The 23467-nt window shown below is 66.5% G+C and carries 14 protein-coding genes; 8 read left to right on the top strand and 6 right to left on the bottom strand.

Features of this window, described 5'->3' with window-relative positions; translation table 11 throughout:
- The first annotated feature begins 9 nt into the window (after positions 1-9).
- From OCH7691_RS19425 to OCH7691_RS19435, 3 genes are all read left to right on the top strand, one after another.
- The gene (locus tag OCH7691_RS19425) at positions 10-1647 is read left to right on the top strand and encodes a class I adenylate-forming enzyme family protein (RefSeq protein WP_085885268.1); all 1638 of its coding nucleotides are present in this window, start codon (positions 10-12) and stop codon (positions 1645-1647) included.
- 447 nt (positions 1648-2094) lie between these two features.
- Positions 2095-3363 carry a metallophosphoesterase family protein gene (locus tag OCH7691_RS19430; RefSeq protein ID WP_085885269.1) on the top strand — a complete coding sequence of 423 codons (1269 nt, stop codon included), beginning with the start codon at positions 2095-2097 and terminating at the stop codon, positions 3361-3363.
- Positions 3364-6885, top strand: a complete 3522-nt coding sequence (locus OCH7691_RS19435) for a YhaN family protein (protein ID WP_085885270.1) — start codon at positions 3364-3366, stop codon at positions 6883-6885.
- 48 nt (positions 6886-6933) lie between these two features.
- Here OCH7691_RS19435 and OCH7691_RS19440 read toward each other — a convergent pair whose 3' ends face one another.
- The 3 genes from OCH7691_RS19440 to OCH7691_RS19450 are packed head-to-tail and all read right to left on the bottom strand — an operon-like array spanning position 6934 to position 11879.
- Entirely contained in the window at positions 6934-9270 is a 2337-nt protein-coding gene (locus OCH7691_RS19440) for a PAS domain-containing hybrid sensor histidine kinase/response regulator (protein WP_085885271.1), read from the bottom strand.
- Positions 9267-9713, bottom strand: a complete 447-nt coding sequence (locus OCH7691_RS19445) for a response regulator (RefSeq protein ID WP_085885272.1) — start codon at positions 9711-9713, stop codon at positions 9267-9269. The genes OCH7691_RS19440 and OCH7691_RS19445 overlap by 4 nt, the downstream gene beginning before the upstream one ends.
- Before the next feature lie 9 nt (positions 9714-9722).
- Complete coding sequence (locus tag OCH7691_RS19450) at positions 9723-11879, bottom strand: sensor histidine kinase (protein WP_217808156.1); 2157 nt, start codon at positions 11877-11879, stop codon at positions 9723-9725.
- 458 nt (positions 11880-12337) lie between these two features.
- On the opposite strand from OCH7691_RS19450, the gene OCH7691_RS19455 reads away from it, so the two are divergent.
- Together OCH7691_RS19455 and OCH7691_RS19460 are read left to right on the top strand one after the other, a co-directional pair.
- Entirely contained in the window at positions 12338-13051 is a 714-nt protein-coding gene (locus OCH7691_RS19455) for a hypothetical protein (RefSeq protein ID WP_139839809.1), read from the top strand.
- 9 nt (positions 13052-13060) lie between these two features.
- Positions 13061-15094, top strand: a complete 2034-nt coding sequence (locus OCH7691_RS19460; protein ID WP_085885274.1) for a CHASE2 domain-containing protein — start codon at positions 13061-13063, stop codon at positions 15092-15094.
- A 28-nt stretch (positions 15095-15122) separates the two neighbouring features.
- Here OCH7691_RS19460 and OCH7691_RS19465 read toward each other — a convergent pair whose 3' ends face one another.
- Both OCH7691_RS19465 and OCH7691_RS19470 read right to left on the bottom strand, forming a co-directional pair.
- Positions 15123-16670: a caspase family protein gene (locus tag OCH7691_RS19465; RefSeq protein WP_085885275.1), complete on the bottom strand. Its 1548-nt coding sequence runs from the start codon at positions 16668-16670 to the stop codon at positions 15123-15125.
- 87 nt (positions 16671-16757) lie between these two features.
- Complete coding sequence (locus OCH7691_RS19470; protein WP_085885276.1) at positions 16758-17822, bottom strand: OmpA family protein; 1065 nt, start codon at positions 17820-17822, stop codon at positions 16758-16760.
- A 270-nt stretch (positions 17823-18092) separates the two neighbouring features.
- Here OCH7691_RS19470 and OCH7691_RS19475 point away from each other — a divergent pair, with 270 nt between their 5' ends.
- Positions 18093-19712 (top strand): caspase family protein, encoded by a 1620-nt coding sequence (locus OCH7691_RS19475; protein WP_217808157.1) that lies wholly within the window; start codon positions 18093-18095, stop codon positions 19710-19712.
- Between the two features lie 26 nt (positions 19713-19738).
- On the opposite strand, the gene OCH7691_RS19480 is transcribed toward OCH7691_RS19475, so the two are convergent.
- The gene (locus tag OCH7691_RS19480; RefSeq protein WP_085885278.1) at positions 19739-21250 is read right to left on the bottom strand and encodes an AMP-binding protein; all 1512 of its coding nucleotides are present in this window, start codon (positions 21248-21250) and stop codon (positions 19739-19741) included.
- 183 nt (positions 21251-21433) lie between these two features.
- On the opposite strand from OCH7691_RS19480, the gene OCH7691_RS19485 reads away from it, so the two are divergent.
- Together OCH7691_RS19485 and OCH7691_RS19490 are read left to right on the top strand one after the other, a co-directional pair.
- Positions 21434-22207, top strand: a complete 774-nt coding sequence (locus tag OCH7691_RS19485; RefSeq protein ID WP_085885279.1) for an enoyl-CoA hydratase/isomerase family protein — start codon at positions 21434-21436, stop codon at positions 22205-22207.
- A 14-nt stretch (positions 22208-22221) separates the two neighbouring features.
- On the top strand, positions 22222-23448 hold the full coding sequence (locus OCH7691_RS19490) for a CaiB/BaiF CoA transferase family protein (RefSeq protein ID WP_085885443.1): 1227 nt from the start codon (positions 22222-22224) through the stop codon (positions 23446-23448).
- Positions 23449-23467 lie beyond the last annotated feature (19 nt).

A 23467-nucleotide genomic window follows, 5' to 3' on the forward strand; every position in this document is an offset into this window, starting at 1 on the left:
TCCGACATCATGGCCAACGATCCCGGCGTTACGGAAATAATTCCCATGCGGGAGGAGATGGAAGCCCTGACCCTGCCCGAAAGCCTCGGCGCCTTCGTTCGCGAACGCGCCGATGCAATGGGCCATGCCACTCTCGGCATCTGGTTCGACGAGGGCGAAACGTTTACCTATCGCCAGCTCGACGAGGCGGCCGACCGGCTCGCCTCCAGCCTGCTTCTGCAGGGTGTCCGCAAGGGCACCCATGTCGCGGTGATGCTGCCGAACGTGCCGGCATTTCCGATTACCTGGGTCGCGCTCGGCCGGATCGGGGCGATCATGATCCCGGTCAACACGGCCTATACCGGCGAGGAACTGCATTTCGTGCTGTCCGACTCCGACAGCCAGTTCCTGGTGATAGGCGAGGAATATCTGGAAACCTTCCTCGGCATGGACGAGCGCCCGCCGCTGGTCGAGGATCCGCGCGTGATCGTGCATGGCAAGCCGGTCGAGGGCCACACCCATTGGCAGGCGCTGCGTGATGCGGGGGCGGCACCGTTCACGCCGCCGACCCCGGTGATGCGCAGCGACCTGCTCAATATCCAGTACACCTCGGGCACGACCGGGTTCCCGAAGGGCTGCATGCTGACCCATGACTACTGGATGCTGATCGGTCATTACGCAGCGCGTTTCAGGGACAACAACCGGGGTGACATCAAGCACACGCTGATCTGGGCGCCGTTCTTCTACATGGATCCCATGTGGCAGTTCCTGATGACCATGAAGCTCGGGGCGACGGCCCATGTCGCGCGGCGGATCAGCCTGACCCGCTTCTACGACTGGCTGAAGGACTACCGGATCAACTATTGCATCTTCCCGGAGCCGGCGCTCAAGGCGCGTGAGCCGTCGCCGGCCGACGGCGAGCTGTTCCTGAAATATGTCAGCATCTACGGCTGGCGGCGCGAGGCCCGCGAGGAGGTCCAGCGGCGCTTCAGCGTGGTCGCGCGCGAAGGCTACGGCATGACCGAGATCGGCGGCGCGACCATCGTCCCGACCGCGGCGACGGAGAAGGCGCTGATCCCGACCTGTGGCCTTCCCGGGCCGTTCCGGGAGCTTCGCATCGTCGACGAGGAAGGCAACGACGTCCCCGACGGGGAAACCGGCGAACTCTGGGTTGCCGGCCGATCGATCCTGCTCGGCTACTACAAGCGCCCGGAAGCCAACAAGGATTCCTTCCGCGGACGCTGGTTCCGCACCGGCGATGTCTTCCGCCGCGACGAGGACGGCTACTACTACATCGTCGGCCGTATCAAGGACATGATCAAGCGGGCCGGCGAGAATATCGCCGCCGCCGAGGTCGAGGCGGCCTTGCGGGCGATGGACGAGATCGAGGAAGCGGCCGTCATCCCGGTTCCCGACCCGATGCGGAAGGAGGAGGTCAAGGCCTACCTCCTGCTGCGCGAGGGCGTGACGAAGGATGACGTGCCGCCGGAAAAGGTCATTGCCCACTGCGAGAAGCGGCTCGCGGCCTTCAAGATCCCGCGCTTCGTGACCTATGTGACGGACTTCCCGCGCACTCCAAGCCGCAAAATCCAGAAACGGCACCTGATCGCGGCGTCCGACGACCTGCGCGCCGGCGCCTGGGACCGGCAGGACGGCACCTGGCACTGACGGTTCCCCGGGGCGGCCCGCTGCGCCGCCGGTACACCGACCCGCAACAGCATGACGGAGCAGGAGGGTCTTCCCCTGCTGCTCTGTCACGCTGCCCGGCGTTCGTGTCTCCATGACGCAAGCCGTCGGATTTGCAAAGCAGTCGGGCGGCCAAACTGCAATTCGATCCTTCCCTTCGGCGACGCCATGTCGATAAAGTTGTGACCGGCTGTCCATATGCACGCATGTCTCTGCCGGTCCCGGCGCACGCTTGCGGCTGGGCGGAGTTTTCGGCGGCTGAAACTTGTCGCCGGTCCGCTGTATGATCTGGTCCTATGTTCGAACGCGCCGCTTTATCCTTCTTGCCGGAACCTCGTAGCCGCCTTTTCCGTTGGTCGGGGTCGCGTGGCCGCATGATCTCGTCCGGTCCGGCTTCTGTCGTCGTGACCGGGAGGGGGTACTAGCCTCATGGGTGGGTCGTTCCGCTTTCTCCATGCCGCCGATGTGCATCTGGACAGCCCGTTGCGCGGGCTGTCCCGGCTCGAGGGTATCGCGGTCGAGCGCATCCGCACGGCGACCCGGGCGGCCCTGTCGCGAATGGTGTCGATCGCGATCGAGGAAGCGGTCGCCTTCGTGGTGATTGCCGGCGATCTCTATGACGGCGACTGGCGGGACTTCAGGACGGGGCTTTTCTTCGCGGCCGAAATGGGCCGGCTGAACGAGGCGGGTATCGCCGTCTATCTGCTGCACGGCAACCACGATGCGGAAAGCCAGATCACCCGACAGCTCACGCTGCCGGCCAACGTCCATGTCTTCGACACCCGCCGGCCGCAGAGCTTTCGCCATGGCGGGCTTGACGTTGCGCTGCACGGCCAGAGCTTCGCGACCCGCGACGTCACCGACAACCTGGCGCTCGACTATCCCGCCCCCGACGCCGGGCTGTTCAATATCGGCGTTCTCCATACCGGTCTTGGCGGGATGGGCGGCCATGCGAATTACGCGCCCTGCGCGATTCAGGACCTCGAGAACAGGGGCTACGACTACTGGGCGCTCGGCCATGTGCATCAGGCCGCGGTGCTGCGCGAGAAGCCGCATGTGGTTTTTCCGGGCAACCTGCAGGGCCGCCATATCCGCGAGACCGGGCCCAAGGGCGCGATGCTGGTCAGCGTCGAGGATGGCGAGGTCAGCAGTCTCGAAACGGTGCCGTGCGACACGGTTCGCTGGGCCCTCGTGCCGGTCGCCGTCGACGGCGCGAGCAGCTTCGGCGCGGTTCTCGACCGGATCGGCCGGGCGCTCGACGAGGCGGTGCGCGCGGCGGCTGACGGCCGGCTCCTCGCCTGCCGCGTGGTGCTCGGCGGCCGGACGGAGGCGCATCCGGAACTGATCGTTGCCGGCGAGAAGCTGCTGACCGAGGCACAGGCGCTGGCGCTCGGCCTCGGCAACGAGGTCGCCTGGGTCGAGAAAGTGATGATCGAAACGGCGACCGTGCAGGCGCCCGTCGAGCGCGCCGACGCCATCGGCGAGCTCCGCTCGATGCTGGAGGCCGGTGTCGCGAGCGGCGAGTTGCCGACCCTTCTCGGCGACGATCTGCGCGATTTCATGCGCGCCTTGCCGCACGACCTTCGGGCCGGGACCGAGGATCCCGTCCTTAGGGCGATCCTCGATGACGATCCCGGCGCCCTGATCCGCGAGATCGGTCCCTACCTGGCGGCGCGCCTTGCCGAAGGCGAGGGCTGAATGCGGATCGCCCGGCTCGATCTCCTCCGCTACGGCCATTTCACCGACCGCCTGCTGGAATTTCCCCGTGGCGAAGTCGATCTGCATGTCGTCTTCGGGCCGAACGAGGCGGGCAAATCGACCTCGCTCGCGGCGATCGGGGATCTCCTGTTCGGCATCCCGAAGAACTCCCCGTTCAATTTCCTGCATGCCAATAAGGACATGCGGATCGCCGCCACGCTCGAGCAGAATGGCGACATCCTGTCGTTCGCCCGACGCAAGGGCAACAAGGACACGCTGCTGGGCGATGACGGCCTTGCCTGGCCGGCGGGCGAAACGGCGCTCGCGGCCTTCCTGCTCGGCACCGACCGGGCATTCTTCGAGCGCATGTTCAGCCTCGATCACGGCCGGCTGGAAGAGGGCGGCCGGGCGATTCTGGAGGCGAAGGACGACGAGGTCGGCCAGGTGATGTTCTCGGCGGGCTCAGGAATTTCCGGCCTGCGGCGGATCCAGCAAACCCTCGACCAGGAGGCGGACGGTCTGTGGGGCCCGCGGAAGGCGGAGAAGCGGGAGTTCTACCGGGTCAGGGAGCGGCTGGAGGAGGCGGAGCGGGCACTTCGCGAGCATACTCTGTCGGCGAAGAGGTGGGAGGATCTGCAGAAGGCCCGCGAGGCCGCGGAGGAGGCCTGCGAGACCATCGACGCAGAGCAGCGCGCGGCCATGGCCGAACGCAATCGCCTGAGCCGGATTCGGCGGGTTCACGGGCATGTCCGGCGCAAGGCGGCGATCGAGACGGCGATTGCAGCCGAAAGTGAAACGGTGCGCCTGCCCGCTGATGCTGCCGCGGACCTGGAGCGCGCGATCCGGGATATCGGCGAGGCCGCGACGCGGATCGAAACCCTTGCCGCGCAGCGCGACGAGGCGGCGGGTGCTTTGGAATCGCTCGCGTTCGACGAGAAACTGGTCAGGCGTGCCGATGATGTGCGGCGCCTGGACGAACGGCGTATCGAGATCGGGCAGGAGCGCCGGGACCTGCCCAAGCGGGAGGCCGAGCTGACCGCGACCGCGATCGATGTCGTGAAGCTGGCTGGCGAACTCGGCTGGAAAGAAGGCGATGCGGCCACGATCGCGGATCGCCTGCCGCCGCGTCCCCGGATCAGCACGGTACGTCACCTGATGAACGGGCACGGGGCACTGGCGGCGGACGTCGCCGGCCGGACGCGGGCGCTGGAAGAGGCCGAGGCGAAACAGGCGCGCCTGCGTGAGCGGATGGTGTCCTGCGGCGAGGCAGCTGACGTCTCGCGACTGGCATCGGCGATCAGCGCGGTGCGGGACCAGGGCGATCTGGCCGGTCGGTTGAGGGAAGCCGGGCAGGCGCATGCGGCGGCCGATGCGGAAGTTGAGCGGCTGCGGGCGGGGCTGCGTCCTGAGGTCGCCGACGCGCGCGCGGCGGTCACGCTCACGGTGCCGAGCCGGGACGCGATCCAGGAGCATCGCGACCGGACCACGGCGTGGGAAACCCGCCTGCGGGAGGAGCAGCAGCGTCTCGCGACGATCGAGGACGAAGTCGACCGGATCGAGCGCGATATCGAGCGATTGGCGCGTCGCGAAGATGTCGTGGCGGCTGGCGATGTCGCATCGGCGCGGGCGCATCGCGAGGCGGTTTGGGCGCTGGTGAGGGCGCTGCATGTCGAGAAACGGGAGCCGAGCGAGGCGGAGCGCGCCGCGGCCGGCGATCTTTCCGGCGATCCGCTCGCGGCGTTCGACGAGGCCCGGACGGCGGCGGACAGACTTGCCGACCGCCGCTTCGACAACGCGGAAGCCGCGGCGGCGCTTGCAGCCCTTGTCGGCAGCGCGGAACGGCAGCAAGAGGAAATGGCCTGGTCCCGACGGCGGCTCGAGGCCCTGGCGACGGAGGGCGATGAGCTGGCCCGGGCCTGGGCGGCTTGCTGGCGGGACAGCGGGCTGGAACCGCGCGGCCATTCGGAAATGCTCGACTGGCTGGTGCGGCGGGAGCGTTTGGGCCAGGCGCTGGCCCGTCGCGACGAGACAATGGCGCAACGCGACGCCGCCGCACAGGCGGCGAGCGCGGCGAAGGATCTGCTGGTGGCAGAACTCGCCGGCCTGGCAGATGTTGCGGCAATCGGCGGCAGTGACGGGATCGGCATGGTCCTGCGCAGGGCCATGGACGCGCTGGAAGCCCATCGGGCGGTCGCCACCGACAAGGTTCGTCTCACCGAGGCCATGCGCGATGTCACGGCCGAGATCGAGCGCTTGCAACGGGACCTGGCGAGCGCACGCGACGATCTCGCCGAATGGCAACGACAGTGGGCGGTGGCGCTCGACCATCTCGGCCTGCCGGCCGATACCGCGCCGGCGGAACTCGGCACACGGATCGAGATCATCGAACAAATCCGCGGCAAGGCCGAGGCGATGCGAAACCTGCGGCACGACCGGATCGACAAGATCAGGGCCGATATCGCCGATTTCGAACGCGACGTCGCGGAGCTTGTCGCCGGGATTGCCGGGGATCTTGTCGGGAAACCCGCCGACGCCGCCATGCTGGAGCTTACCGGTCGCCTTGACGCGGCGGAGAAGCAGCGCGAACGGCAGGCCTCCAAGCGGGACCAGCTCGCGGAACTGGACGAAAGGATCGCCGCGCTCGGCGAAGAAATGCGGGCGGCGGAGCAGCGGCTGGATCGCCTGAAGGCGCTGGCCGGCGTCGAAAGCCGCGACGAACTGGCCGACGCAATCGCGCGTTCCGACCGGCTGCGCGCGCAGGACGACGCACTGGCCGAGATCGTCGCGACCCTCGAACGCGAGGGCGACGGCATGGATCCGGCGGCGCTCGCGGCGGAATGCGCCGATGTCGATATCGACGACGTCATCGCCCGTGAAGCCTCTCTGGAACAGGAGAGCGACGACCTCAAGCGGCGGCTCCAACAGGCGACCGAGGCACGCTTCGCCGCGCGCACCGCGTTCGAGGCGATCGGTGGCGGCGATGCCGCCGCGCGCGCCGCGGCCGATCGGGAGGCGGCCATTGCCGATCTCCGCGACGTGGCCGAACGCTACGTGCGGGTGCGCTCATCGGCGGTGCTGCTGAAATGGGCGACCGACCGCTACATGCGGGAACAGACGTCGCCGCTGCTGAACAATGCCGGCCGCCTGTTCGGGATCGTGACAGGCGGCAGCTTCGCGAGTCTCCGTGTCGATTACGACGACAGGGACAACGCGCAGCTTTCAGGCGTGCGGGAAGACGGCTCGGTGGTGCCGATCTCGGGCATGAGCACCGGAACGGCGGACCAGCTTTACCTGGCGCTCCGTATCGCGGCGATCAGCGATTACCTGTCACGCACGCAGGCGCTGCCCTTTATCGCCGACGACCTGTTCATCAATTTCGATGATGCCCGCGCGGTCGCCGGTTTCCGGATGCTGCACGAACTCGCCTCGGACACGCAAGTCCTGTTCTTCACCCATCACCGGCACCTGGTCGACATCGCGCGCGCGACGCTGGGCGCAAAGGTCAATGTCGTCACGCTCTGACCGAAGAGTGTCCGGCCCCGGTCCAGCCGTTAGGCGATCACCGGCATTTCACGTCCCTGGTTCCCGGCCGCCGAGGGCCTCGCCGATCTTTCGCGCCAGTTCCTCTTTCCGATAGGGCTTGCGCAGGACGTTGCCGTTGTCGCCGTTCATGGCGTCGCCGGTCGGTGCCATCGCCGCGAATCCGGTCGTGAACAGCACCTTCAGTTCCGGCCGCAACCGGCGCGCGTTGCGTGCCAGATCAAGGCCCGACATCCCGCCCGGCATCACCACGTCGGTGAACAGCAGGTCGACCGGCAGGCCCTGCTCGAGGAGAGCCATGGCGGCGGGGCCGTCCTCGGCCTCGACAACCTGATAGCCGAATGTCCGCAGCTGGCTGACCGCGACATCCCGGACCTCGGCATTGTCCTCGACGACCAGGACCGTGGCATCGTGGCGGGCTTTCTCCGGCTCGTCTCCGTTGGCGCCCGCCACGGTTTCCGGATCGCCGCCTGCCTTCGGCAGATAGAGCAGCACCTTTGTCCCCCGCCCGACCTCGCTGTCGATCCACACATGGCCGCCGGACTGCTTCACGAAGCCGTAGATCATGCTCAGTCCCAACCCGGTTCCCTTGCCCTCCTCCTTGGTCGTGAAGAAGGGCTCGAAAACCTTGTCGAGGATCGCCTGCGGCATGCCGGTGCCGGTGTCGGAAACGGCGAGGGTGACGTAGTTGCCGACCGTGACCTCGACATTCCTGTCGGCGAACTGCTGGTTGATCTCGGCATTCGCGGTCGCGATCGTGAGCGTGCCGCCGTCCGGCATCGCATCGCGGGCGTTGATCGCAAGATTGGTGAGTGCCGCCTCGAGTTGCGCCGGGTCGGCGAGGGCGGGCCAGAGATCCGCGGCCAGATCGAGCTCGATGCTGATCTGCTCCCCGATCGTCCGGCGCAGAAGTTCGGTCGTGGCGGCAACCAGTGCGTTGAGGTCGAACGCTTTCGTCTCGAGCGGCTGGCGCCGCGAGAAGGCCAGCAGCTTCCGCGTCAGGTCGGCGCCGCGGAGGCTCGCGTCCAACGCCAGCTGCGCCATCCTCTGGGCCGTCGGCCGTGTCTCGAATTCGTCCCGCAGCAGGTCGAGGTTGCCGATGACAACGGTCAGCAGGTTGTTGAAATCATGTGCCATACCGCCCGTGAGCTGTCCGACGGCCTCCATCTTCTGGGCCTGCTGAAGCTGGCTCTCCAGCGCCTTGCGCTGCGTGATATCTTCCTGGATGCTGATGAAATGGGTGATCTGGCCGCCCGGGTCCTTGATCGGGGAGATCGTCGCGAAAACCGAGATCAGGCTGCCGTCCTTGCACCGGTTCTGGAACTCGCCATGCCAGTCCCGGCCGGCCAGCACGGTTTCCCAGAGCGCGGCATAGTGGGATTCGGCTGCCGCCCCTGATTTCCAGAGCGACGGCTTCCGGCCGATGACCTCGTCCGCGGCAAAGCCCATCGTCCTGAGCAGGCTCGGGTTGGCATACTCGATGACACCGGCATGGTCGGTGATCACGATCAGGCTCGCGCTGTGGTGGACGGCGCGCGACAGCTTCCGCAAGGTTGCCTCGTCGCGCTTGCGCCCGCTGATGTCGCGGATCACCGCCATGAAGGTCGTGTTGCCGTTGTCGACCAGGCGGGAAAGCGAGGCTTCGGCGGGAAATTCCTCGCCGTTCTTGCGTTGCCAGATCGTCTCGACGGGTCCCCCGGACAGACCCCTGGTGTCCGGTTGCCCGTCAAAGGCCACTGGGTCGGTCTGATCGGTCCCGGCGGAATGGCGGGGCCTGAGAATGGCGATCGGCTGTCCGGACACTTCCGCCGCGTCGTAGCCGAACAACGCCTCGGCGGCCCGGTTGAAGATCGTGATTCTCTGGTTTTCGTCGGCCGCCACGATCGCGTCCGGCGCCATCGCCAGGACCTCGCGGAACTTCAGTTCGACAGCCCGGCGCTCGCTCTCCGCTTGCATGCGCTGTCGACGCATCTCGGCTTCACGGAGTTCGCGCTCGATCGCCGGGAAAAGTCGCTTGAGGTTATCCTTGACGACATAGTCCTGCGCTCCCGCCCGCATGGCGGCAACGGCGGTTTCCTCGCCGATCGTGCCGGACACGAAGATGAACGGAATGTCCAGGCCGCGATCGCGCAGAAGCGACAGCGCCTCCGTACCGCTGAATCCCGGCATCGTGTAGTCGCAGAGGATGATGTCCCAGTCCTGGTTGTCGAGCGCTTCATTGAAGGTCTCGGACTGGGCGACCCGCCGGTAGCCGGGCTCGTAGCCGCCGCGGCGGAGTTCGCGCACGAGCAGTTCCGTGTCGACCTCCGAATCCTCGACGATCAGAACGCGGAGCGGCACGCCCCGGGCGTTCTTTTCCTTCGTCATGTTCGTCGCCTCGGTGCTTTCTCGTTGAGCAGCAGCCAGTAAAGCCCGAGTTGTCGGGCGGCTTCGACGAATTCGTCGAAGTTGACCGGTTTGCCGACATAGCTGTTGGCGCCGAGCCGGTATCCGTCGATCAGGTCCTGTTCCTCCTTCGACGAGGTCAGAATGACGACCGGAAGCGACACGGTGCGATCGTCCGCGCGAATGCGCCGCAGGACCTCGAGGCCGTCGATCTTCGGCAGCTTGAGATCGAGCAGCACCACCTGCGGCTGGTCCATGACATCCCGGCCTTCATAGGCGCCCGTGCCGAACAGATAAGCCAGGGCTTCGGCCCCGTCGCGGGCCACGACGACTTCGTTGCTGATGTTGCTCTTTGACAGCGCGCGCAGGGTGAGAGCCTCGTCGTCGGGATTGTCCTCGACCAGAAGAATGACATTTTCGGACATTGGTTCTCCTTACGCCTGCAGCGTGAAATAAAAAGTGGCACCCTTGTCGACTTCCGCTTCCGCCCAGATACGCCCGCCATGCTTGTGGATGATGCGCTGGACGGTCGCCAGCCCGATCCCCGTACCGGCAAAGCTGCGGGCGTCATGCAGCCGCTGGAAAGCACGAAAGAGCTGGTCGGCGTAGGTCATGTCGAAGCCGACGCCGTTGTCGCGGATGAAATAGACCGGCTCACCGGCATGTTCGGCGCGGCCGAATTCGATCTTCCGGGGCGCCCGGCCGGCGGTGAACTTCCACGCATTGCCGAACAGATTCTCAAGCGCGATCCTGAGCAGGCGCGGATCGCCGACCGCGGACAGCCCGTCGGCGATCCCGATTTCCGCCTCATCTACCGGATGCGCCGTGCGGAGGGTGTCCGCGACCGTTCGCGCCAGCGCACTGAGGTCGAGTTCTTCCTCGCTCAGGTCCGACCGCGTCACCCGGGAGAGCTTGAGCAGGTCGTCGATGAGCTGTCCCATGCGCTGGGCCGCCTGCCGGACCCGGTTCAGATGGCTTCGGCCGGTATCATCGAGTCCGTCCGCGCAATCCTCCAGGAGCGCCTGGCTGAAGCCGTCGATGGCGCGCAGCGGGGCCCGCAGATCATGGGAAACCGAGTAACTGAACGCTTCCAGTTCCTTGTTGACCGCCGCGATTTCGGCATTGTCCCGGAACAGCCTCTCGTTGAGTTCCTTGATCCTGAGTTCGGCCTGGCGCTGCTCGGTCACGTCCCGGATGTCGGCAACGATCAACGTGCCGTCCGCCGTCTGGACGGGACTGAGGCTGATCGCGACCGGAAATTCGGTGCCGTCGGAGCGCAACCCGAAGAGCTCCAGAGCGGCGCCCATCGGCCGGGCGCGCGGCTCGGTCAGGTAGGTGCCGCGATGGCCGATATGGCGGTCACGGAAGCGATCGGGGACCAGCATTTCCACGGGCTCACCGATCAACCGGTCCCGCGGATGGCCGAAGAGCCGCTCCGTCTGGGCATTGACGAGTTCTATCCTCCCGTCCGGATCGATGATGACCACCGAGTCGGGGGCGGCCTCAAGCAAGGTCCGGAACCGCGCCTCGCTGTCGCGAATCCGCAGTTCGTCCTCGCGCCGGCGTGCCCCGTGCCGGGCGATAACGAACGACACCATGGCGAGCAGAAGCGCCAGCGCGACGGCGGCATAGACAAGGTTGCGGGCGAGGGCGCTACGCTGCCGCTCAAGCGCGGTGGTCGGCAGATGAGTGATCAGAATCCAGCCATCAGACGTGGATAGGTTCGGCCCGGATCCGCCGGTCGCGTCCGGTTCCTCCGCTTCTGAAATCGGCGCGACGCGTGCGTAGGTGAAAAGTTCTCCGTCAGCGATCAACTGTCCGGCCTCTGCCGCGTCGCCCATCTGCGCCCAGGCATCCGGATAATCGCCGGCGAACGACCGGTCGTGCCGGTCCTCGTACATGAAAGCCCATTCGTCCTCGGCGCTCGGGCCGAGCATCCAGTATCCGTCCGCATTCAGGAGCCAGAGCTGGCCAGGTGCCCGGACCGCGTTCGCCTCGAGTCGGTCGAGCAGCCTCTGGCCGAGATAGTTCAGAATGATGATGCCGCGCTTTTGCCCATCGGCGTCGAAGATCGCCGCGCCGAAACGAAGGGTCGGCTTGACCGGGGTCTCGACGACGCCATGCTCGACATTGAGGTCGAAGGGCGACATGTAGACCTGCCCCGGGCCGAGTTTCAGGGTCTCGTCGACGTAGTAGCGCCTGACCTTGTTCTGCAGTTGATCGTCCTGCGCGAAGGTCGGGTCGCCGGCATTCCAGTTGATGCGCACCATCTCGCGCCCGTCCAGATCGAGCACGCGGATCTGGTCATAGGCTTTTTTCTCGGCCGCGAAGGCCAGATATTCCCTTACCAGTTCCTGTCGCGCGCCCGGATCGCGGGTGACGAGCCAGCGCTGGAGGGCTTGTTGTCGGGCGAGGTAACGGACGTCGGAAGACACCGAGGCCAACCCCCCTTCCAGCCGTTGCCGGCCGATCTCCACGGCCTTTTCCTGGTTGGAACGGGTAACGGATTCAATTGCCCCCGACTGGACGTAAAACACCATGTAGAGGATGGCTGCGGTCGCGACGGCCAACGGCACGAAAACGAGGAGCATACGCTGCGCTACGGCGCCGCCTGTCGCAGACCGTTCTATCATGCTGGTTCCTGGCCACTCTCAGCGCGGACTACGCCCGTCACGTGCATTTCATATGTCTTGAACAGCCAATGTCAATGTCCACGGCGCCCGGGAAGGCGGCCTTGATTGCGATTTCGGTTGTAAAGATGCCAGACTAATGCAAATGAAGGTTCGCTCGATTAGGCATTGGATCTTTACAGTGAGACTACACCAATTACCTGCGCACTGAAGACAATGCCGTTGACTGTAGAACAATTATAGTCACGGTTTGATTAATCACAACGTCATATGACGCGTTGGGTAACTCTTTGTGCTCCATCACGACAGGGGCCTTGCGGGACAGCTTCTGCAGTTGTCGCCTTGGGGCCTGTCGACAAGCGCGTGGCTTGCTCTGATCCCGATGCATATCACCGCTGCATGATGAGACCCGTTTCCGCTTGCCGCGCCGGGCCAGCGGGAGATATCTTCAGTCTATGGTCATATATCCCATCTGCCACCACGCTACGCCCCGTTCGGTCGCCGCGCGATATTTCCTGACTGTTTCCCTGGCGTTCCTGTTTCTTGCCGGCATTGCCGGGCCGGGCCCAGCGTTGGCGGCGGAACCGGCCGCCCTGGTGGTCGATCTGCAGGGTTCGGTGTCGCCGGAAGTGGAACCCTTTTCCGAACTTGCCGAGGGCGATCGACTGACGCTCGCGGACGATGGCGAGATCATCATCATGCACTACGCTGCCTGCGTGGAGAGCCATTATCGCGGCGGAGAGGTCACGATCGGCGCCCTTGGCATCGAGACGACCGGCGAGAGCGTGAGCGAGACGTCCGTCGAATGCCCGCGCAAGGTGATGCTTGCCGAAGGGGCGAACAAGGTTGCGTCGGTTGTCCTGAGAGGCGGCGAATCCGTCACCGTCGTCAACGCGCGGCCGGTCTTCATCTTCCTCGCCGAGGGTATCGAGCGGATCGAGATCCGCCGCGAAGGCCTGGCGGTCGGGACGCTTGAGGTTGCCAACCGTTTCGCCCGATGGCCGGAGGGCACGGCGCCACTGTCCGTGGGGGCCGGCTATGAAATCGCCTTCATTGGCGGCAAGGCAACGCAGACCGCGGCGGCCAGCGTCGCGGGTGATGCCGGAGTGACGATCGTTCAGCCGCAAGACTGATCGACCCTGATGCGCGCCGCGGTGGTCCTGCAGGTTCTTGTCGCGGCAACGGCCCTGTCGACCGCGATGGCCGTGCTTACCCCGTTCACATTGATCGACGGCGTGGCGAACGACGCCGCCACGGCGACGCGGGTCGCCATCGATCCCCGCGTCGACCTAGCGGAGGCCGGTGTCGTCGTCCTGTTACTCGACGAGAAGAGCGTTAACGCCGAGCCGCTCGATGCCATGCCGCGAACGCTGATGAGCCCGGTCTGGGCGGCACTGACCGAAAAGGCGCTGGCCAACGGCGCGACCGGCGTCGGCTTCGATTTCATCCTGGCGTTCGATGGCGGCGATCTCAGGATCGGCGACGCGCGGCCGTTGAAGAATTACGACACGCCGTTCCTGCGGGTGCTGCTCCGCGAGACCCGGGCGGGCAATCTCTTTATCGGCCGGAGCCGGGATATCGTCCCGGCTCGTCGCTTCGCAGGCATTGCGCGCGACCGGGGCATGGCGTTTGTCGATGTCACCGCGGATCCGGACGGCGTCGTCCGCCGCATTCATCCGTTCTTCTCGGTCGCCGAAGGGAATGTATCGCCTTCGCTTTCGGGCGCCCTGTTGAAAGACGGCGAGACCGCGGACATCCAGATCACGCCGCCGGCGCCGCTGACCGACCTGCCGGCGGTCAGCGTGATCGACGTGCTGGCCTGTGACGAGCCCTCGGCGCTGGCCGGGCTCTTCAACGGGCGGGCGGTGCTCGTCGGCAGCGGCCTGCCGGGCGAGGACCGCATCACCGCGCCGGACCGGTTCATGCGCCGCAGCCCGGTCACGAGCGGGACCGGCCCCTGCGATTTCCCGCGGCCGGCGATCACGGCGCAGGGCGCCGACGTGCCCGGGGTCTTCGTGCATGCCGCGGCGATCGACGCCCGGCTCTCCGGCTGGGCGCTGCGGCCGGCGTCATTGCTGACAGTCGGGCTGGTCGCGGCACTCGCGGCGGCCCTCGCCGGACTTGCCGGCCTGACGATCGCCCCGGTGCTTGCGGCAACGACCGTCGTCGCCCTCGGGCTGATCGGCTTTGCCGGGGCGGCCTGGGCGCAGGATGCCGGGATCCTGTTCCCCGCCGCCCGCCCCGCGGGTGCCGCCCTGATCGGCTTCGTCGCGGGCTGGGCCGGACGGCTCCTGTTCCTCGACCGCCGCTCGCGCGCATTGCGCGCCAGTTTCGGCCGCTATGTCGCGCCGGAGCTCGTCGACCGGATACTCGCGCAGGAAAAGCTGCCCGAGCTGGAGGGCGAGCAACGCTATGTGACGATCATGTTCGCAGACCTGTCAGGCTTCACCGCCTTGTCGGAGCGGGTCGACGGCAAGACCCTGACGGCGACGGTCAATGCCTATCTCGGCATCATCGCCGGCGAGGTCGAACGGTCGGGCGGCTACGTCGACAAGTTCATCGGCGACGCGGTCATGGCGATGTGGAATGCGCCGGCGGACCACGACGACCACGAACGGGTCGCCGTCGCCGCCGCTGTCGGCATCCGCGACGCCGTCGCCGCCGCCGCCGAACGGGACCGGGCGCGCGGCCTGCCGGCCTTCTCGATCAAGGTCGGCGTGAATTCCGGCCATGCGATTGTCGGCAATGTCGGATCGGAGAAGCGGCTGAACTACACCGCGGTCGGCGACGCGGTGAATATCGCGGCGCGCATGGAGGGACTGCCGGCCGTCTTCGCCACGCCCGTGGTCGTCGGCGAGGCATGTGCCCGCGCCGCGGCTGCGGATTTCGCGATGCTCGAGATCGCTTCGATCCAGGTGAAGGGGCGGAAGGAACCGGTGGCAGTATATGCGCCGCTCGACGAAGCGGCTCGCCTGCATCTTCCGGCCTACGCGGCGGCTCTCCAGGCCTACCGCAACCGGGCGTTCGACAAGGCCGCGGACGGCTGGCGCGCGCTCTCGGCACGCGACTGGAGCGGCGCCGCGATCGCGGCGGTGATGGTGGATTTCGCCGATCTCGCCGCGGAGGAGACGCTGGACGAGTCCTGGGCCGGGTTCCTGGTGATGAAAACCAAGTAGGTGGTTCGCGGCCGGCGCGACCGCGCTCTCAGCGCGTCGTGAAGATCGGGTTGACGCCGATGCGGTAGCCGCCGTCATGGGCGAGGCTGCGGAGCCTGGCGACGAAACTCACGGCGTCCGGATTGCCGGTTTCCAGCCAGCGATGCAGCGCGGTCGCGCGCTGCGGCGAGAAGATCGCGACCACATGGTCCGCGCCGACCGGATCGGCGACCTTGAACTCGCCCATCGATACCTCGTCCTTGCCGGGCTTGATGAAATCCGTGCCGCTTTCGCTCACCGCCGGGGCGGGATAGATGAACTGGACTTCCCCGGTCGAGGCCAGGTTGACGATCGTCAGATAGGCGGGCCCGTCCTCCGGCCGCTGGACCGACAGGCTGACGGTCTCGCCGAGGCGATGGCGGCTGTCGCCCGGAAGGATCCGGAAGGTCATGTGACGGCGCAACGCCCAGTCGCGCAACTGCCGCGCCGCGCGCCATTTCGTCAGCACGCCGGCCAACTGCTCCTCGTCCCAGGCCTCGGCGACGAGATCGGCGCCGGCACGGTCGATGACTTCGCCCTTCTGCATGTCCCAGATCAGGTCGGCGTCGTCGGTATCCGGGGTCAGGCGACCGACATCGGCCGGCAGGGGGGCGGGAGAGGCGCCGATGGCATGGATCAGCGGCACGCGATCTTCGGACGGGGCGGCGAGCGCCTGTGGCGCCGAGGCCGGCAGGGCACCGGCGAGCGCGCTCGCCGGGATCACCGGGCTGTCGGTGGCGATCAGCGGTGCGATATTGACGGACGGCGACTGGCGGGCGGCCGAGAGCGCGCGCGCCTGGGCCGGAACCAGCGTGCGGAATTCGCTGAGCGCCATGTTCGGCCCGCCGAATTCGGTGTTCCCCTGCAACGCGCGGGCAACCGTCCAGCTGACCGCGCCATGCATGACCCCGTCGATCTCGACTTCCGGAATCTGCTCCGCATCGCGGGCCGCCGCGACGAACACGACGTTGGCGCCGCTCGCCAGGTCGAGGCCCCGGGCGGACGGCTGCATCTGCGGCAGGGGGTCGGAGCTGATCCGGCCGATCCCGGCGAACCGGGTGACGGGCGGGCGCCCGCGCACGTCAATATCGCGGGTCATCGTGCCGCTGTGGCAGCTGTCGATCAGGATCAGCGCCTGTGCCTCGGGGTTCAGCCGGGCGATCAGCATGCCGAGTTCGTTGTCCCGCAGGCGTTCGCCGGCGCGCTTTCCAGAGCGGTCGAAACCGGCGAAGACGAGGGTTTCGTCCATGCCGTCCGCCTCGTCGCCGGGAATCGATTCCGGCTCCTGCATTCCGTGCCCGGCGTAGGTGAACACGAACATGTCGCCGGGGCCGGCACGCCCGGCCTGACGCTCGAAGGCCTCGATCACGTGTTGCCGCGTCGCTTCGCGATTCAGGATGAGGCTGACATCGGCCCCGAGGTTGCCGAGCGAGGCGGCGAGATCGCGGGCATCGTTCGCCGCCCCGGTGAGCTTCGGCATGCGTTCATAGTCATCGATCCCGACGACGACCGCGTAGACAGCCGCCCGTGCCCCGAAGCCCGGCCAGGCCGGCGACATGGACAAGCCGACTCCAGCGAGCAGGCCGGCGAAGGCGACACTGCCGGTCAGGCGGCGCCACGATGAAGCTTGTCGTCGGATCGTCACCTACTGCGCCGCGACGGAAAACTGGATCCGCCGGTTGCGGCTGCGATCGCGTGCCGTATCGTTGGGGGCGATTGGCCGCATCTCGCCATAGCCGACGCTCGCGAGGCGGGACGGCTCGATGCCGGAGGCGATCAGGTAGGCCATGACGCTTCTGGCCCGCTCCTCCGAGAGACGCTGGTTCACCTCGTCGCTGCCCCGCGAATCCGTGTGTCCCTCGACGACCAGATGCGCCGACGGGCACCGGTTCACGATGTCAACGACGGTGGACAGCATCGGGCCGCTGTTGTCGTCGAGTTCGGCGCTGCCGGACTTGAAGTAGATCGCACCGGTGCGCGACAGGATCTCGAAGCGCCCTGCGCACTCCTCGGCCGAGAAGTTGCCGGCGGTTTCCAGGGCGGCCTTCTCGGCCTTCGGCGCCGGCGGCGGAGCGACCGCGGCAGTGGCGGCGGCGCGGCGGAAGAGAAAATCGAAGGTGACGGAGCCCGAGGGAACGATCTTGACCTTGGCGGCCTCCTCCAGCTTGGTAATACCTTCTTCCAGGCCGAACATTTTCACGGGAATCGAGATCGGTGATGCCGAGGCGACCGAAACGATGTCGTCCGAGATCAGCGTGACGACGGTTTCCGCCTGCAGCTTCTGCTCGACCCCGTGCAGGTTGAGGACGTAGTCGACCGGGAACTGCATGCGCCGGCGCTGGGCCAGTTCGGTGATCGCGGTCTGGTCGATCACCGCGGAGATGGTTGCCTCCGGGTACTTGAATGTCTCGAAGAACAGGAACCGCATGCGCACGTTGCGCAGGTCGATCTTGGTGTCGACCGAGTTCAGCTCGATCCTGATCGTGGCCAGACCCGTGGAATCGATCGTGCCGGAATAGGTCGCGAAGCCGCTCGTCTCGACGATCGAGTTGTTCTTGATCGACTGAAAGGCCAGGCGCGAGGCGGTCTGGTCGAGGACCCAGCCCGGCTCGAACGGCGACGTCTGGGCCTCCGCCGGATCGCTCCCCGTGAATTGAACGATGACCAGAAAAGCGAGCACGCAGCGCGTGATGAACAATAGTCGACGCATGTCCTTGTCCTTCCTCCCCCTACTTAGGCGCGTTGCCCCGGCGATACAGGAGCATCATCCCCAACAACACTAAAAACGCCAGGGTATTGCTCCTGTTAGCCTGTCACGAGCAACGCGTTACTGAAATTTCCCTCCCTGAGGGTCCTTTAAGCCGATTTTAATGCGGCGTTGTTAGATTCGTATTAATATGTCTCTACATGCTACAGTCTGTCAGTGGAAAGAAATAGGGCGTTCTCAATGCTGATCCTGGGCTCAAGGGCCGCGTACCGATTGGGCCTGCTATTCCTGTTCGGCATCGTGGCGATTTTCGTGCGCGTGGACGACGCCGCTGCCGAGAAGCGCCTGGCGCTCGTGATCGGCAATGGCGGCTATCAATCGATCGGCGCGCTCGCCAATCCATCGGCGGATGCGATGCTCGTGGCATCGCGGTTGAAGGCGTTGCAGTTCGAGACCACGCTGCTGCTCGATTCCAACCAGATGGACATGAAGCGCGCGATCGTCGACTTCGGCCGGGAACTGCGTCGCGCCGGCCGGGATGCGATCGGCCTGTTCTACTACGCCGGGCATGGCATCCAGTCGCAGGGCCGGAATTATCTCATCCCGATCGAGGCGGCCCCGACCGATCAGGCCGACCTCGACCTGATGGGCGTAGAGGCGAACTGGGTGCTGCGGCAGATGGAGACCGCGGGCAACCAGACGAATATCGTCATCCTCGACGCCTGCCGGAACAATCCGCTGGAGGCGACCGATCGAAGCGTGCAGCGCGGGCTGGCGCGGATCGACGCACCGACCGGCAGTTTCATCGCCTACGCGACCGCGCCGGGCCAGACGGCGGTCGATGGCGATGGCGCCAACAGCCCCTTCACGCTGGCGCTGGCGAATGCCATGCAGACCCCTGGCCTGCCGATCGAGCAGATGTTCAAGCAGGTTCGGATCGACGTGCTGCGCGCGACGAACGGCCGCCAGACGCCTTGGGACAGTTCCTCGCTCGTCGAGGATTTCTATTTCACCGCCATGCCCGCCGCGGTCGCCATTGCGCCGCCGCCAGCCGCCGTCGCGGAGCCGGCGGACGCCAACCCGGTCGAGCAGAGCCTGTGGCAATCGGTTTCGCAGAGTGCGGATCCGGGGCGACTGGCGCTTTTCCTGCAGATCTTCCCGAACAGCCGGCATGCCGCGGAAGCGCAGGCGCTGATGTCCAAGGCACTGGCGGACAACATGGCGGCCGTCATCACGTCCGGCGAAGCGAACGCCAAGACACCTGAGAAAGCCCAGGTCGTGGCCTCCGCCGGCAACGGCAACTTTGAAGATCGATCCGCCGACACGACGGTCCCTGAGAAGGTCGAGGCTGAGGCTCCGGCCAAGCCGGCCGAGCCGCTCTCCGAGCATGAAAGCATTGCCTTTGCCCAGAGGTCGGGCGCGCTGGAGGATTACCAGGCCTATCTGGCGGCCTACCCCAACGGCGTTTTCGCGGATCTTGCCCGGGCGGAGATCGCCTATCTCGCCAAGGGAACGGCCGTGGCGAGCGTCCCGGCAACCGAGCCCGAGACACCGAAGACGCCCTCCATCCTGACCTTCGATCAGCCGCTGCTCGCGGGGTCGGCGGCAATTGTCGGTCATTCGCTGCGCGAACTCGCGCATAGCTCGCCGGAATATCCGCCGGTCAAGGGGCTGAGCCCGAAGTACTGGAAAGAGCAGAGCTGCAGCAATTGCCACAACTGGTCGCCGGAGAACCTCTGCACGCAGGGCAAGTTCTACCAGGAAAAGGACCCGGAGACCCTGGGTCGCATTCCGCATCCGTTCGGGGGCGATTTCAAGAGAGCCCTGCTCGCCTGGGCGAACGACGGCTGTGTCGTTGACGGCGGGACCGAGAAGGCACAGGCCAAGGAGTAGACCCGGCCGGGACCCGGCCGCAAGGCTCAGATCCGGCGGTTCTGCCCGTCCCAGAACTCCTGGCGCAGGCGGTTCTTGAAGATCTTGCCCGAATCCTCCCGAGGCAGCCTGTCGCGACGGAAGATCTTGCGCGGCACCTTGTAGCCTGCGACCCGTTCGCGGAGCCAAGCGCCGAGCGCCTCGTCGCTGATCTCGGCGCCGGGGGCGGCCTCGATGAAGGCGGCCAGGGTTTCGCCGAACTCGGGATCGGGCAGGCCGATGACGGCGCAATCCGATACCGCCGGGTGGGTGATCAGGACGGCCTCGATCTCGGCCGGGAAGATGTTCACCCCGCCGGAAATCACCATGTCCTTGACCCGGTCGACGATGAAGACATAGCCGTCCGCGTCGATGTAGCCGACGTCGCCGACCGTCACCAGACCGTCGCGTTCCAGCGCCGCCCGGGCCTCTGGCTTGCCGTGATATTCGAAATCCGGCCAGAGCAGCTGGCGCATGTAGAACTCGCCGACTTCGCCGGCTGGCAATCGATTGCCGGCGCCGTCCAGGATATCGAGCCGCGCGCCCTCGACCAGGCGGCCGATGCTGCCCGGCTTGCGGCGAGCATCCGCCGGGGTCGAGAAGGTGATCGGGCCGACCTCGGAGGCGCCATAATATTCGTGGATAACCGGGCCCCACCAGTCGAGCATCGCGGCCTTGACCTCGGGCGGGCAGGGCGCTGCCGCGTGAACGGCAAAGCGGAGCGATGACAGGTCGTAGCGGTTCCGCACGTCTTCAGGCAGCTTCAGCAGGCGCCAGAACATCGTCGGCACCATCTGCAGGTGGGTGATCCTGTGGCGCTCGACCAGGGCCAGCAGTTCCTCGGGGTCGAAGCGATCCTGCAACACGATCATGGCGTCGGCACGCGCCGAGGTGAGCGCCCAGTTGTAAGGCGCCGAGTGATACATCGGCCCGGTCACCACCGTGCGCACCGGGCCCGGCTGGTCTAGGCCGAAAAGCTGGTGCACGATCCGCGTAATCGCCGGCATGTTCTCCGCCTTGGGCGCCATCCGGCGGACGCCTTTCGGCAGCCCCGTGGTACCCGAGGTATAGACCATCGTTCCGACCGGCGGCGGCGGCGCGCCATCCCACGGCGCGAAGCCTTCGAACCAGTCGCGCCAGCGCGGCGTGTCCGGGGTCACGGCTGCGTCCGCCGGAGCGGAGCGCGAGGGCTCGCCGAGGACCAGGAGACCGTCGGGCACGCTGTCCCGCACGGCAGCCAGCAGGTCGTCGTGGGCGATCAGGGCCCGGGCGCCGGAATCGGCGAGCACATGGGCGACTTCGGGACCCCTGTTGTGCCAGTTGATTGGCACCACGTAGGCGCCGAGTAGGCCGGCGGCGAAGGCGACCTCGAAACAGGCGAAATCGTTTCGCAACAAGGTCGCGATGCGGTCGCCAGGGCCGATGCCCGCCTCCGCGAGACCGCGCGCAGCGCGGGCGCCATTGGCTCGCAATGCCGCCAGCTCGCGCCGGCTTTCGCCGGTAATGACGCATCCCGTCATGACTTTACTCCATGCTCGCACGGTCGTGGCCGAATGCCGGAAGGATGCCGCCATCGCCCTCGCTTGACAATACTTAGAAATCTAATAACTTGCAATGAACCTCGGCAACGGAGCGATGCCGAACCGTCAGGGAATGACCGGATCGGGCGCTCCGAAGCCGGACAAAAAGACAGGGAGGCACCGATGACCAGCGAGCCCGTGCTTGTGGAAAAAGAGGATGGGGTCGCTCTCGTCCAGTTGAATCGCCCCGACGCCGGCAATGCCTGCAATGCCGAACTCGCAACCGCGCTGATCGACCTGTGGAAGGTGCTTGCCAAGGATGACGACGTCCATGTCGTTGTGCTGATCGGCGCCGGTACCCGGCATTTCTGCACCGGCGCCGACGTGAAACGGGCCTCGCAATCGGACAATGCCGGGTTCGATCACTGGCCCGATATCCCCGAGGATTTCTTCAAGCCCGTGATCTGTGCCGTGAACGGCGTCGTCGCCGGCGGCGGATGGCATTTCATGTGGCAGGCCGATTTCGCCATCGCATCGGAAAACGCGAGCTTCCTCGAACCGCACGTGAGCATCGGATGGGTGCCGTTGCGCGAGATGCTCGGCATGGCGGTTCGCGTCCCGCAGGGGCCGATCCGGCGGATGGCTTACATGGGCACGGCCGAGCGGATGGATGCGGATCGGGCGCTGACGCTCGGCATCGTCACCGAGGTGGTGCCGGCCGCCGAGCTTCGCGATCACGCGATGAAGATCGCGAAGACCATCGCGAAGCAGGCGCCGCTGGCGGTACGGCTGCAGAAGGAGGCATTCCAGCGCGCCTTCGACCTCCGTTACGCGTGGCGCGAGCTTTACGATCACATGCACGAAAAGCGCATTCGCGTCGACTGGGAGAGCGAGGACGGACGGGAGGGGCCGCGGGCGTTCGCCGAGAAGCGGGCGCCGGTATGGAAGGGCCGCTGAGCGGATCGCCGGCGATGTCCGATCCGACCAAAGGCAACCTGCTCACCGGAATCCGGGTCCTCGACATCTCCAACTTCATCGCCGGCCCGGCCGCAGCGACGATCATGGCGGACTACGGGGCCGACGTGATCAAGGTCGAATCGCCGAAGATGGGCGATGCCTATCGCTATTTCCAGTCGTCGCCCGGCAATCCGCCATGCGAACTGGACTACGGCTGGCAGGTCGATAACCGGAACAAGCGTGCGCTTGCACTGGACCTGACGAGCGCGGCGGGCCAGGCGACGCTCCATCGCATGATCGCGCACACCGATGTGGCGATTGTCAACGCGCCGCTGAAGGCCCGGCCCCGCCTCGGCCTCACCTTCGAGGCACTGGAGCCGCTCAATCCGCGACTGATCTACGCCTCGTTCACCGCCTACGGCGAAAGCGGGCCGGAGGCGCACAAGGCCGGCTTCGACCATACCGCGCTGTGGGCGCGTTCCGGCCTGATGGACACGGTCCGGCCGGCGCCGGACTCGCCACCGGCGCGCGCCGCCACCGGAATGGGCGACCATGCGTCGGGCATGACCCTGTTCGCCGCGATCATGGCCGCGCTGTTCCGCCGGGAACGGACGGGGAAGGGCGCCATGGTGGCGACAAACCTGATGGCCAACGGCCTCTGGGCCAACGCGGTGCAGGCGCAGGCGATGCTGTTCGGTGCCGAATATGCCTACCGGCCGGGCCGCGAGAATGCCGGCAACCCGTTGCACAATCTCTACCAGTCGGGCGACGGGCGCTGGTTCCACCTGATCGCGATACCGGAAGAGAAGCGCTGGGCGGATCTCACCGTCGCCCTCGAACGTCCCGACCTCGCCGTCGATCCCCGCTTCGCGACCACCGCCGACCGGCACCGCAACGCGCGCGACCTGATTGCCGCGCTCGACGGGATCTTCTCGCGCCACGACCTCGACCACTGGATCGCCGCCTTCGACGCCGCCGGGATCACCTGCGGCCCCGTCATGCGGCTCCGCGATATTCCGGACGATGTGCAGATGCGCGAAAGCGATGCCCTGACACCACTCGGCGGAGTCGGGGACGGCGACCTGATGACGGTGAACAGCCCGCTCTGGATCGACGGCGTGAACAAGCGGCCGGCTTCGCGGGCTCCTGCCCATGGCGAGCACAGCCGCGAGATCCTGTGCGAGTTCGGCTTTGCCGACAGCGAGATCGCCGACCTGACCGCCGCCGGCATCGTCAAGTAGCGGGGGCCGTACCGACCCC

The sequence above is a fragment of the Oceanibacterium hippocampi genome (assembly GCF_900172325.1).
GTDB lineage: Bacteria > Pseudomonadota > Alphaproteobacteria > Sneathiellales > Sneathiellaceae > Oceanibacterium > Oceanibacterium hippocampi.

Bases quoted from the DNA above. Each gene is read 5' to 3' on its own strand.
- OCH7691_RS19425 (WP_085885268.1), top strand. From the start codon at position 10: ATGGCCAACGATCCCGGCGTTACGGAAATAATTCCCATGCGGGAGGAG.
- OCH7691_RS19430 (WP_085885269.1), top strand. From the start codon at position 2,095: ATGGGTGGGTCGTTCCGCTTTCTCCATGCCGCCGATGTGCATCTGGAC.
- OCH7691_RS19435 (WP_085885270.1), top strand. From the start codon at position 3,364: ATGCGGATCGCCCGGCTCGATCTCCTCCGCTACGGCCATTTCACCGAC.
- OCH7691_RS19440 (WP_085885271.1), bottom strand. From the start codon at position 9,270: ATGACGAAGGAAAAGAACGCCCGGGGCGTGCCGCTCCGCGTTCTGATC.
- OCH7691_RS19445 (WP_085885272.1), bottom strand. From the start codon at position 9,713: ATGTCCGAAAATGTCATTCTTCTGGTCGAGGACAATCCCGACGACGAG.
- OCH7691_RS19450 (WP_217808156.1), bottom strand. From the start codon at position 11,879: ATGCTCCTCGTTTTCGTGCCGTTGGCCGTCGCGACCGCAGCCATCCTC.
- OCH7691_RS19460 (WP_085885274.1), top strand. From the start codon at position 13,061: ATGCGCGCCGCGGTGGTCCTGCAGGTTCTTGTCGCGGCAACGGCCCTG.
- OCH7691_RS19465 (WP_085885275.1), bottom strand. From the start codon at position 16,670: ATGTCGCCGGCCTGGCCGGGCTTCGGGGCACGGGCGGCTGTCTACGCG.
- OCH7691_RS19470 (WP_085885276.1), bottom strand. From the start codon at position 17,822: ATGCGTCGACTATTGTTCATCACGCGCTGCGTGCTCGCTTTTCTGGTC.
- OCH7691_RS19480 (WP_085885278.1), bottom strand. From the start codon at position 21,250: ATGACGGGATGCGTCATTACCGGCGAAAGCCGGCGCGAGCTGGCGGCA.
- OCH7691_RS19485 (WP_085885279.1), top strand. From the start codon at position 21,434: ATGACCAGCGAGCCCGTGCTTGTGGAAAAAGAGGATGGGGTCGCTCTC.
- OCH7691_RS19490 (WP_085885443.1), top strand. From the start codon at position 22,222: ATGTCCGATCCGACCAAAGGCAACCTGCTCACCGGAATCCGGGTCCTC.